The organism is Priestia aryabhattai B8W22, from assembly GCF_000956595.1.
Lineage (GTDB): Bacteria > Bacillota > Bacilli > Bacillales > Bacillaceae_H > Priestia > Priestia aryabhattai.
The window spans coordinates 60,953-72,861 of the sequence record NZ_JYOO01000025.1 but is presented as its reverse complement, the minus strand read 5'-3'; the positions used below and the strand labels follow the sequence as shown (position 1 = coordinate 72,861).

Genomic DNA, 11,909 nt, shown 5'->3' with positions numbered 1-11,909 from the left:
CAGGAGGAAAAATGATAGAGGACAATAGATAATAAAGGCTTGGTTCTAAAGATGTTACACTTCCCCTTTTTTAGTTACTGCATATAATATTGTAACTTTTCAGTAGGTGTATGTTTACTAAGGAGGTGCGACGATGGCAGGGAAGAAAAAACCTAAATACGGAATTGGTGAAACAGTCGTTGTAACAATATACGGGACCGTTGGCACTATTACCGATATAAAAGTGATGGATGGGATTTTTGTATACGAAATCAACCATAGTGAAGGTCTTTTTTTAGAAGATACAATTGAACTTCTAGAAGAATATGAAGGTCAAATATTAGTACAGGAAAGAGTAGAGCTTGAATATAAATTTTTCTTCGGCGATATCGTCCAGGTTTTTAATTATGGAAAAGAGTTATTTAAAATCATTGGTATTCGAACAGAAATATGGCGTTATAAAGAGGATTCATGGGAAGATATTGTCTATGAATTGTCACGTGTAACAGATGGAGAATGGCTTGAGGCTAGTGAAGAAGAACTCATTCTCGTAACTCCTCATGAGGAAACAGAAAATTACGCTCAAAGTGTTGATATGTTGTATTTAGGTAAAGAAATTAAAAAGACGGAGTTGCTACCAAAGATGAAAAAACAAAACGGTTCTGAAAAAGAAGAAGTGAGGTTAACTAAAGAAAAGCATGAGATTATAAACGGTCTTTTAGATGTGTACAATGATTATAAATTTTTGTATGAGCTTTTTGAAGATGAAGAATATGCTGAAGTCATGAACTTAGTGCTGAAACATTTAAAAAAGATAGCAAAATCCGAACAAGGAAAATAGCAGGTAGATGCCTAATAAATAAAAGATAGCCAAGATAGATCATTACATCTCTCTTAGCTATCTTTTATTGTGTATGCGGCGATGGTAATGAAAAAAGGATGGGTATAATTACCTTTCTATTTAAACTGCTGAAATTTTAGACATACTATTGCCGAATTGTTCATAAATGTGTATAAGGTAAAACTTCAAGCAGAAGATGGAGTGAACCTATTTTTAAGAAAAATAAGGTACGCTAATCCGTTCAAACGGGATAAGGAGTGATATTGTGAAAGAAATCGAAGTGGTCATTGATACGGAAGAAATTGCGGAGTTCTTTTACAATGAACTAGTCAAGCGAGGCTATGTTCCCGCTGAAGAAGAGCTAGGCGAATTAGCGGATATAACTTTTGATTATCTCATTGATAAATGTATTATTGATGAGCAAGATGAAGAATAAAAAGATGGATACATCTGTAACGACGGGGAAACTCGTCGTTTTGTTTATGAGACAGCGATTATGAAAAAGGATTAGCAGCTTTAATAGCGGATTGCACTTTTATATGATGCTGAAGGGGAATTTTTTTAACTGATGAAGCGGGAATAGACTCAAGGAGAGAAAATATGCTTTCGTCTTCAAACCACTCATCTTTTCTTAAAAAAAGGTGTACGCGGTCTCCCCAGCTCATATTTAAAGTCGGGCTATACAGCTTTTTAGAATGAGTTCGATTCTTTGTAAATATATCCGAATTATAATCGCTTCGAGACCCTGTGTGGGCGTGTTTAAGGCTAAAAGCATAAATAGCATCATACAAGTTTGAATAAAAAAGAAGAACATATAAAGTTTTTCCCACTTCAATCCGTCTTAAGACAGACTCAAAATGATACACTTTCGTTCCACTTAACTCCATCTTATTACCTGAATAATAGGGAAAGACGATTTGAGTCATACCGAGAAAGTTTTGAGTGTGAAACTGCCAAGAGTGAAGAACATCACGCTGAAACTCTTTTTTAAAGAGAACATTTTTTTCGATATGATACTGTTCGTTCACAATCATGGCTATTGATAAGAGCGTTTTGTTTCTATGCTGCCAAAAGTCATTCCAAACAGCTATCATAAAAGAAGATATGTGAAAAGCGGGGAGTAAATGAAACAGATTGCTGTTTTGCTCTTTGCTTTTTTCATAGAGCAACAGCTGAGCGTAAGCATCATGAAAAATGGCCGAGTTGGAATGTTCTAAAAACAAGAAGTACGCGTGCTGTTTTTCTGATGAAAGCAGGGATTTTATTAAGGTAGTGGAGAGATCTGTCATATAATAGCCGCCGTTTCGTGAAACTAAGTGTGCTAAAAGAGCCCAGTGAATTTCAGGGTGTTTTTGATAATACTCCAAATAAGCTTGTGTACGTGTAATATTGTTTTGATTAGCTTTTTTTACTTTTCTTCGAATTTCTTTAATCCATTTTACATCTTCTCCGATAAAAGAGAGCGGGAGAATAGCAGGAGGTTTGTGCTGCATTGTTTGCTGCAGACGAAGAACATCCTCCAATTTAATGAGAGAATTGGTGTCAGTAGAAGTCATGTTAGGCCTCCTTTGAAACGTTTAACTATTTAAAAAAAGGGTAAGGGACTTTTTGAAACCTTTATAACATTTCGTACGTATAAAGGGTAACAAATGTTAAGAAAAGAGGTTTTCTTTATGTTCAGAAAAATATTTGAATCATTAACTGGATCTAAACATCGCCGCTACAGCAGCAGTGATCGACACTACCGACGTCCGCGCCACTACAGCAGCAGTGACCATCATTACAGACGTCCACGTCACCATAGCAGCAGTAGCGATTATAAACGAAGCAAATATTATGACAGCCACAGTCATTCAAAATATGGCCATCACCATTACAAGCGCAAACGTAAAAGCGGAAGCTTCTTCTCAAGCTTTTTCTCAAGTTGATTTGGAATGAAAAATCAAATGTTCAAACACTTTCATCGCTGGCTAGTTGACCGTCCTTTTAAAAAAGGAACAGTCATTTGTGAGCGCTATGAAATCATAAATATACTGGGAATGGGGAGCTATGGTATAACATATGTTGCTAGTGACATTGTGCAACAAAAAGAGGTAGTAATAAAGCAGCTCCGCAAAACGAAGCAGCGCACTCCTCAGGGGCTGAAGTCTTTTCATTATGAAGCAAAACTGCTGTCTCAGCTAGATCATCCTCAAATCCCTTCGCTGTATGAAGCTGTTGAAATAGATGAAGGGTGTTTTCTAGTGATGGAGTTGATCCAAGGAAAAACATTTGAAGATTTAATTTTTGAAGAGAAGTGCGTATATACGGAAGAAAAAGCGCTTGACATTTTACTTGATATTCTAGAAGTAGTTTCCGCTATTCATGAGCAAGGAATCGTTCACCGTGATCTTCGTATTCCAAACATTATTGATGTTAAAGGGACCATTTATGTTATTGACTTTGGTCTTGCTAGATTTTTGGGAGATCATGAAGAAACAAGCAGCCTTATAGAAGAACAGCAGTTTATGAGACAAACATCTGTTGCAAGCGATATCTATGCGCTTGGTCATTTTCTTTTATTTTTATTATACTCTGGTTATGAGCCGACGGAGAAACAAGAAAAAAGCTGGGAACAAGAACTAAGCTTGTCGGCGCCCATTAAAACCATCATTCAAAAAATGCTGAGAGCAGATGAACCGTATGAAAGTATTAAAAGTTTACAAAAAGACATTTATGACTATATAAATAGTAAGAACTCGGGGAGGGAAAAGCATGGCGCTATTTAATAAAGCGTTAGCCCGCATTGGAATTGGTGCAGCGCGTGTAGATGCTAAGCTTGTCAATGATGAATTTCGTGCTGGTGAAACGATTGAAGGGATTGTTGAAGTGTATGGAGGCAATGTTGAACAGAAAATTGACAGCATCTATCTGCGTCTATTCACAACCTATGTAAAAGAAAGAGACGATAAAAAATACAAGCAGGACATTGAACTTAATACGTTTAAGATTAACGACCCGTTCACGATCCAACCATCTGAAACCAAGTCTATTCCTTTTACCTTTCAGCTGCCTGATGATACGCCTGTTACCTTAGGGAGAACCCGCGTGTGGGTGGCGACGAGCCTCGACATTAAAGATGCGGTTGATCCGTCGGATATTGATCATGTAAAAGTGCTTCCTAATCAGATGGTAACAAGCACAATTGAAGCCATGGAACAGCTTGGCTTTCGCTTGCGCCAAGTCGAGTGCGAAGAAGCTCCTCGCAGGATGAGAAAAAGACTTCCTTTTGTTCAAGAATTTGAATTTGTTCCAAGCGGGGGAGTGTACGCTGGGAAAGTAGATGAAATTGAAATCATCGTGCAGCCAAGCGGCTTGCATGACTACGATTTATTTATAGAAGTGGATCGACGAGCCAGAGGATTTGGCGGGTTTTTATCTGAAATGTTAGATGCAGATGAGGCGCTCGTTCGTATTCAAGTTTCTGAAAGAGAAATTCCTCAGTTGAAAAATAGATTAACCAATATTATTTCACGCTATAGCTAACGTGCATAGCTCTCCTTTTTTTTTCGTATATTAAAGACAGTAAAAAGAAAGGAGAGAAGTATATGCCGCAATCAAAGCAAACGAAAAAAATAAATGCAAAAGAGGAATTTTCGGCTGAATTTGTCGTTCATCAAGCTCCTAAGCCAGAAGACTATATTCAGCCAAAACGTGTGAATAAGTAAAGCATGTAGAACGCTACATGCTTTTTCTTTTAATAGGTTGGAGGAAATAAAAAATGGTAAATCGCACTACAAAATATTCTCTATTTATTGTATCGCTTTTAGCTTTCTTTTTACTCATTTTATTTACGTTTAATACACCTTGGGTGAAACAGCTTGATTTTAATGTACTTCATACCATTGAAGGATGGAGGACGGACACGTTAACACCCATCATCATATTTATAACAACCGTAGGATCTTGGTATGTCACTGCACCAATATGGTTTGCGATTATAGTATTTCTTCTTTATAAACGAAAAGGATTGCTCGCTTTATATATCACGCTCGTTTTTTGGGGAGTTCGCGCTTTGAATTGGGGATTAAAGGAAATTTTCGCAAGGCCAAGACCTGATTGGAGTCAAGTCGTTCCTGCCTCTCACTATAGTTTTCCGAGCGGACATGCCATGAACTCAATGGCGTTTTACAGCGGAGTACTTTTGTTGATATGGATGTATACAAGAAGCAGGGCTATTAAAACGGTAGCTGTATGCGTAATTGCTATTATTATTTTATTAATTGGATTTAGCCGTTTGTATTTAGGCGTACACTTTTTAACGGATATACTAGCAGGATATTGTTTAGGACTTGCTTGGTCCTTAGGGGTCTACCTACTTTCTAAGCGCCTATATAACCAAAAATAGGAGCAATGGTTACATTTTTTTCGTTAATATTTCATTTTGTTTAAGTGGGCCTATTGATTCATCCATTCAAAAACAACTAATGATAAAATGGGAAACAAATATTTTATGTACATGTTTAATAAGAAAAAACTAGTAATTTCGACAAAAAACGTTTTGATTCGATAAAGGGTTTTCGGATTTTATCACTAATTATATAAGAATACATGACGTAAAAGAGTAAATACTTGCTTTTGGGTGGAGGGAAGAATGTTGAGTGTGTGGACCACAATAAAAAAACAATTTAATATTAGCACAGAATATGATGTAACCATTATGCAAACAGAAGAAAAAGGCGAAAAGCGCGGATATAAGCCTGTCCATCGTCTAACGATTACAGCATTCGATCATCAAGACGCAGCAACACAAGTATTTCAAATGTTTAATATTGCTGATAATTTGCCAAAAGATTGTGATGCAAGGTTTATTAGCACAGGCGATATTTTGTTAATTGATGAAGGTACTCGGGGGAAGTATTACTACAAGCTATGGACAGACGGCTGGCAAAAAGTAAATCGTCTGCACGTACGTTAAACATAAGGTAAAAGCGACCTATCTGGCCGCTTTTTATTTATATGTTGACTCTTAGTAATCACGAGTATGATGACCAGGGCCATTTTTTCGATTTGTTGCTGAATATTCATCTCCATGGGCTTCATGTTCTGCTATAATTGCTTCCTTTGGAATATGATTATTCTTTTTAGGCGAATTAATTCGGTTGCGATGTTTTTTCCCCATACATATCACCTCAGCTAAAGTTAGTAAATCCCTTGCGCTATTAGTGTATCCTTATATAAAAAGACATACTACGCCATTTTTTGGGCGGTATGTCTTTTTATTTTTGACGCATAATGTTAGAAGTAAATAGACAAGCAAGGGATACAATATGGTATAGTGAAAGCGTAAGATTTTTTACATATAGGAGGTACGAAATGAGCGTACATATTGGGGCAAAACAAGGTGATATTGCAGAAACGATTTTACTTCCAGGTGATCCACTTCGTGCAAAATACATTGCAGAAACATTTTTAGAAGATGTAACTTGCTATAACGAAGTGCGCGGTATGCTTGGATTCACAGGAACATATAAAGGAAAGCGCGTTTCTGTTCAAGGAACAGGAATGGGTGTACCATCAATTGCTATTTATGTAAATGAACTAATGAATGAATATGGTGTTCAAAACCTAATTCGCGTTGGTACATGCGGAGCAATTCAAAAAGATGTAAAAGTACGTGACGTTATTTTAGCCATGTCTTCGTCAAGTGATTCACAAATGAACCGTGTTAAATTTGGTCCTATTGACTATGCACCAACAGCTAACTTTGATTTATTAAAGCGCGCTTACGATGCAGGTGTTGAAAAAGGCCTTCAGTTAAAAGTAGGAAGTGTATTTACATCTGATCAATTTTACAATGAAGACGGCCAGCTAGAAAAATTAGCAGCTCACGGCGTATTGGCAGTTGAAATGGAAACGACGGCTCTGTATACGCTAGCCGCTAAATACGGCCGTAATGCTTTATCGGTTTTAACAGTAAGTGATCACATCTTCACTGGTGAAGAAACAACGTCAGAAGAACGTCAAACGACGTTTAACGATATGATTGTTGTTGCGCTTGAAGCAGCAATTAATGAATGAACATAATTTCAGTTCGTTTATTTGCTGAATGGCAGTGAAATGCCATCGCGTAACAAATAAAAAGACGAGAAGCAATCAAGCTTCTCGTCTTTTTATTTGTGAAAATTAATTGTTTCCAAATAGGAAATTGTATGGTACGATTTGATACGTTAAAAACGGCTTTGATTTTCGTGAAAGTCGAAAATCGTATAAAAAATTTATAAGAGGTGATAAACCATCATGATGGCAAGTATTAAACAGCAGTGGTTTTCAAACGTTCGAGCAGATATTTTGTCTGGGATGACAGTTGCTCTTGCGCTTATTCCAGAAGCCCTTGCTTTTTCCATTATCGCCGGTGTCGATCCCATGGTTGGCCTGTATGCATCTTTTTGTATGGCAATTGTGATTGCTTTTACAGGCGGAAGACCAGCTATGATTTCAGCTGCAACAGGAGCGATGTCTTTATTGATGATTAACTTAGTCAAAGATCACGGCATTGAGTATTTATTTGCAGCTACTGTTTTAACCGGAATCATTCAAATTTTACTTGGTGTTTTGAAAGTAGGAAGGTTTTTATCGTTTCTTCCTCAAACAGTGATGATTGGATTTGTAAATGCGCTCGGTATTTTAATTTTTACCGCACAGCTTCCGCATTTTGAAGGAGCAAATTGGATGATGTACGCAATGGTAGCCGGAACGCTGCTCATCGTCTATTTATTTCCGCTCATGACCAAGGTAATACCATCGCCGCTTATAGCGATTGTCTTGATGACGATTGTAGCGATTGTCTTTCATTTAGATTTAAAAACGGTAGGAGATATGGGGAATATTACGCGTTCACTGCCGGTTCTTCACTTTCCAAAGGTTGATTTATCAGTGGATACACTGCTCATCATTTTACCTTATTCACTTCCTTTGGCGATTGTAGGTCTGCTTGAGTCTATGCTAACGGCAACGGTACTGGACGAAATTACAGATACGCCTTCGAATAAAAATAAAGAAGCGCGCGGTCAAGGCATTGCTAATATTGTAACAGGCTTCTTTGGAGGAATGGCTGGCTGTGCCATGATCGGACAATCTATGATTAATGTAAAATCAGGGGGACGAGGAAGATTATCTACCTTAGTCGCGGGAGTCTTTTTATTGTTCTTAATTATGGTGCTTGGCGATGTTGTTAAACAAATTCCAATGGCTGCTCTTGTAGGCGTTATGTTTATGGTAGCTGCCGGTACATTTGATTGGCAGTCCCTTAAAGACTTAACGAAATATCCGCTATCAGATGCCATTGTAATGGTTGTTACGGTGGTTATCGTATTATTTACACATAACTTAGCACTAGGAGTAATGGTAGGTATTGTGTTAAGTACCATTGTATTTGGCTGGAAGATGGCTAAAATCAAAACAACTTCACAAACAGAAGGCAATATGAAACAATACAGGGTTTCAGGGCAATTATTTTTTGCCACCATCAGTTTCTTTATGGATGAATTTCAGTATGAAACAGACCCAGATACGATTATTATTGATTTTAGTTCTTCTCATATATGGGATCAATCGGCCGTGATTGGCATCTCGAAAATTATCGATAAGTACGAGCGATTGAATAAAAAGGTTATTGTAAAAGGACTAAATGAAGAGAGTAAAAAAATCGTAAGGCAAATTGGCTTAACGTCGCTGACGCATAAATAAAAGGTGTGCAATTGCACACCTTTTTCTATGTGTTTCGTTTTAGTAGCTGTATGAGCCAGGTGAAAAAAGAAGTTGTAGATGAAGGTACGGATGTCTGCTTTAACAAAATAGCATAGGCTTTGCGCCGATATTGGTAATCAAGCATGCATATCTACTCCTTTTAAAACAGGTTTTGAAAGCGTTTTCTTTATTGTAGCATGCTTAATAGGGAGATAAAAGAAAAAAGAGAGACCATCGTCTCTCTTTAATCATTTCCAAACATATAGCGTTTGTGATGCCATGAGATTCCAAACATCAGACCCATTGCAAACATGTTCCCCATCAGTGAACTACCTCCATATGAAATAAAAGGAAGTGGAATTCCGGTAATAGGCAAGACTTGAATGGTCATACCGATATTTTGAAATACGTGGAACGTAAGCATTGAAATAACGCCTACACATAAGTAAGAATTGAATTCATTTTTTGTTTCAAGGCCTAGCTTGATCAAGTAATAAACGAGTACGAAGAAAAGACTAATAACAATGCTGGCGCCTATAAAGCCAAACTCTTCTCCAATAACCGCAAAAATAAAGTCGGTCTGTCCCTCTGGCAAATAGACCACTCCATTTCCGATCCCTTTACCGTTTACCATTCCTGACCCAATCGCATCTAACGATTTCTTTAAATGATAGCCCTCTCCCGAACTATACGACTCAGGATCAAGCCAAGAATAAATACGTCCAAATTGGTATTGCTTAACCCCTAGATACTTTTCTAATAGGCTAGGTGCATAAACAACAAGTCCCAAAATGACAGAACCAACCGCTGTAATACCTAAAAATGCAGGCGCGATGATTTTCCAGCTTACGCCTGAAACAAATACAAGTCCAACTGTGATTGCTAAGAACACAAGAGCGGTACCTAAGTCAGGCTGCTGCATGATTAACAATAAAGGTAAAGCAAGTACAGCGCCTAGTTTACCAAGCAGTAAAAAGTCTTCTCTTACTGTTCGGATACGATATTTTTCATTGTGTTTAACAATGACCGTACTCAGCGTGATAATCAAAAACACTTTCATAAACTCTGATGGCTGCAACGAGAAGCCGGGAAGTGTGAACCAACTTTTTGCCCCGTTAATTTCTCTGGCAATACTTGAAGGAGCCACTAGTAAAAGAAGCAATAAAAAGTTCCCAAATCCATAAAAAACCCACGTTAGCTTTTGAAGCTGATCGGAGTCAAAACGCATGACAAATCCTATAATCACCATTCCAATAATATAAAAAACAACTTGTTGCGCTACGAAGTTCTTATCATACTGCCCAATTTTTTCAGCACTATGGATTGCCACAACGCTTACGCAAAACAATAGGAAGATTAGGAAAGCCAAGTTCCAGTCAAATCTACTAACATTTCTTTGATTTTCACCCATATTATTCACCTGTCACTATTAAATCTCATTCTTTCTTTATGATAAAAGAAAAATGCTGGTTTTTAATGCAAAGTCGATTAATGAAGAGTCGCACTAACCCCACTTTGCAGTTTTTGCTTTGAATATAGACTTGCTAAAAGTAAGAAAAGATATATCGCAAGCTGCGTTACCATACAGCCTTTTATTATACATGAATTATTCTATAACATAAATAGGAGAAATGATAACAATTTCTTTTTTCTAAAAACTCTATTTGCAGGGATTTATTCAATTCATCTTCTTTATCTCCTTAAAGGTTAATATGAAAACATATTATAGGAATTTATCTTTTTTTGCACGTGAAAAGATAAAGAAACGTGTGCATATATAACGAAAGAAAGGGGCAAATAGTTTCATATGAACGACTGAAAAATTCTAAACTGCGAGGACTAAATCTAGCAAGCTATACATATGAATAATAGTAAAGGTAAGAGAAAGTGTTCTACACTATCTTTTTCTACATGCAGACATTCAACTTCTTAGCACCCCCCACAAGTAAACAGTCATATTCTACTTTCTTACTGATGAACGTATGGAAGGCATAGGGGTAGATTACCGAATAAAAGACACAGGATATTAGGAAAATAATAGATAGAGATTAATAGAATCATAACGTAGAGAGGTGTGTTTATGATCATAGGGGCAAGTGTGACAGCATTTTTATTATTATGGTGGACAATTTTTTATAGCGGGCGCTACTATCATTATGTTTCAGAGCCTGTTGGCAAAAGAATTTCCCTTCACGTAGGCATACACGTCACCTTAGTGGTTGGGGTGAATGCATGTCTCTGGCTTGAGCAGCCGCTGCTTTTTTCTAGCATTTTAGCAGGGTGTGCAGGCCTAGGAGCCGGATGGTTTGTAGGGATTCCTTTTTCGGTAAAAAGTATTTTAAGCGGAATAATGGGGGGGATAGGAACGGGTGTTAGTTTTTATATCTCTATGAGCATGTGGATGGATCAATTTAACTGGCTATCTTTTTTATTGATAGGAACGAGCGTTATTTTTAGCGGAAGCTTGTTATTTCAAGTGTTAAAATCGATTCCGTCATTTGAAAAGGTACTGGTGAAAATGTGGGTTCAACACCCTTTTTTGATAGCTCCTATTTTGATTACCGTATTTTGGCTGTATAATTTTATTGAAAAATATTTTCCACAAGCAGATCCAACACGCAAGTAGTTTCCGTGTTGGATTTATTACTTCTTCCGATAAGGCTCCCCCTTTTAAGCTCACCAAGTTTGACATCGTTCGATTAGTCTATAGAAGGTAAAAGTAGACATTCACCTATCTTCATTATGATGCATATTGTAACGTAGCAAGCATTATAAAGGGGGAGTGTGTATGTATCCATATCAATACGATCCACGTTTTCAAAATTTGTTTCCACCTGGAGGAGGAGGCCAAGGGTTTCCATCGTTTCCACCTGGAGGAGGAGGCCAAGGGTTTCCATCGTTTCCACCTGGAGGAGGAGGTCAAGGATTTCCATCGTTTCCACCTGGAGGAGGTCAAGGGTTTCCGCCGCAGGGAGGAGCGCAGCCGCCTTCAAGTCCGCCGCCAGCTTTTACACCTGCACCAAAGCTAGGTTCAGGAGGCCCATCACTTTATGCTGTTGATCCAGGCGCTATTTCAGGATGCTTATACCGATACACCTATATATGGCCGAGAAATGGTCGACCTTACTGGTTTTACCCAACCTTTGTAGGCAGACGCTCAGTTGCAGGATATCGCTGGACAGGATCTTTCTGGGTGTATGCTGGGGTAGATGTAAATCAAATTCGAGAATTTCAATGTGTATAAAACTCCGCTTGCGGAGTTTTTTTGTGCGAAAAGGTTGACGCATAAAAAATGACGTTATATAATAAATCTCGAATTAAAGATAATTTGTTTAGTAATATCTCGAATTAATAATAATAG

General features: G+C 37.6%; 14 protein-coding genes. 11 read left to right on the top strand and 3 right to left on the bottom strand.

The features are described from left to right. Nucleotides 1-133 precede the first annotated feature (133 nt). Nucleotides 134-820, top strand: a complete 687-nt coding sequence (locus tag N178_RS18645) for a hypothetical protein (RefSeq protein WP_013058721.1) — start codon at nt 134-136, stop codon at nt 818-820. Between the two features lie 265 nt (nt 821-1,085). Then, nucleotides 1,086-1,256, top strand: coding sequence for a YozD family protein (locus N178_RS26135; RefSeq protein WP_013058720.1), 171 nt, complete (start codon nt 1,086-1,088; stop codon nt 1,254-1,256). A gap of 58 nt (nt 1,257-1,314) precedes the next feature. Here the strand turns inward: N178_RS26135 and N178_RS18640 are convergent, their stop codons facing one another. Continuing rightward, nucleotides 1,315-2,376 carry a DUF2515 family protein gene (locus tag N178_RS18640; protein ID WP_045293991.1) on the bottom strand — a complete coding sequence of 354 codons (1,062 nt, stop codon included), beginning with the start codon at nt 2,374-2,376 and terminating at the stop codon, nt 1,315-1,317. Between the two features lie 117 nt (nt 2,377-2,493). Between N178_RS18640 and N178_RS18635 the strand changes: the two genes are divergently transcribed. The 5 genes from N178_RS18635 to N178_RS18615 all read left to right on the top strand — a co-directional run bounded on the left by N178_RS18635 (nt 2,494) and on the right by N178_RS18615 (nt 5,777). Next, nucleotides 2,494-2,748 carry a hypothetical protein gene (locus tag N178_RS18635; RefSeq protein WP_114324454.1) on the top strand — a complete coding sequence of 85 codons (255 nt, stop codon included), beginning with the start codon at nt 2,494-2,496 and terminating at the stop codon, nt 2,746-2,748. Nucleotides 2,749-2,754: 6 nt separating this feature from the next. Continuing rightward, nucleotides 2,755-3,588, top strand: coding sequence for a serine/threonine protein kinase (locus N178_RS18630; protein WP_045293987.1), 834 nt, complete (start codon nt 2,755-2,757; stop codon nt 3,586-3,588). Beyond that, nucleotides 3,575-4,345: a sporulation protein gene (locus N178_RS18625; protein WP_045293985.1), complete on the top strand. Its 771-nt coding sequence runs from the start codon at nt 3,575-3,577 to the stop codon at nt 4,343-4,345. Before N178_RS18630 ends, N178_RS18625 begins: the two co-directional genes overlap by 14 nt. Before the next feature lie 235 nt (nt 4,346-4,580). Then, nucleotides 4,581-5,207 (top strand): phosphatase PAP2 family protein, encoded by a 627-nt coding sequence (locus tag N178_RS18620; RefSeq protein ID WP_045293983.1) that lies wholly within the window; start codon nt 4,581-4,583, stop codon nt 5,205-5,207. 246 nt (nt 5,208-5,453) lie between these two features. After that, nucleotides 5,454-5,777 (top strand): hypothetical protein, encoded by a 324-nt coding sequence (locus N178_RS18615; protein WP_013058713.1) that lies wholly within the window; start codon nt 5,454-5,456, stop codon nt 5,775-5,777. Nucleotides 5,778-5,828: 51 nt separating this feature from the next. Here N178_RS18615 and N178_RS27200 read toward each other — a convergent pair whose 3' ends face one another. Next, nucleotides 5,829-5,981 carry a hypothetical protein gene (locus N178_RS27200; RefSeq protein WP_013058712.1) on the bottom strand — a complete coding sequence of 51 codons (153 nt, stop codon included), beginning with the start codon at nt 5,979-5,981 and terminating at the stop codon, nt 5,829-5,831. Nucleotides 5,982-6,175: 194 nt separating this feature from the next. On the opposite strand from N178_RS27200, the gene deoD reads away from it, so the two are divergent. Beyond that, on the top strand, nt 6,176-6,880 hold the full coding sequence (gene deoD / locus N178_RS18610; protein ID WP_013058711.1) for a purine-nucleoside phosphorylase: 705 nt from the start codon (nt 6,176-6,178) through the stop codon (nt 6,878-6,880). Between the two features lie 219 nt (nt 6,881-7,099). Next, nucleotides 7,100-8,548, top strand: coding sequence for a SulP family inorganic anion transporter (locus N178_RS18605; RefSeq protein WP_045293981.1), 1,449 nt, complete (start codon nt 7,100-7,102; stop codon nt 8,546-8,548). Nucleotides 8,549-8,792: 244 nt separating this feature from the next. On the opposite strand, the gene N178_RS18600 is transcribed toward N178_RS18605, so the two are convergent. Beyond that, nucleotides 8,793-9,959, bottom strand: coding sequence for an FtsW/RodA/SpoVE family cell cycle protein (locus N178_RS18600; RefSeq protein WP_013084672.1), 1,167 nt, complete (start codon nt 9,957-9,959; stop codon nt 8,793-8,795). 669 nt (nt 9,960-10,628) lie between these two features. Here N178_RS18600 and N178_RS18595 point away from each other — a divergent pair. Together N178_RS18595 and N178_RS18590 are read left to right on the top strand one after the other, a co-directional pair. Then, nucleotides 10,629-11,174 carry a hypothetical protein gene (locus N178_RS18595; protein ID WP_045293979.1) on the top strand — a complete coding sequence of 182 codons (546 nt, stop codon included), beginning with the start codon at nt 10,629-10,631 and terminating at the stop codon, nt 11,172-11,174. 162 nt (nt 11,175-11,336) lie between these two features. Beyond that, a complete protein-coding gene (locus N178_RS18590; protein ID WP_045293977.1) occupies nt 11,337-11,792 on the top strand; it encodes a hypothetical protein in 456 nt (151 codons plus the stop codon). Nucleotides 11,793-11,909: the final 117 nt, after the last annotated feature.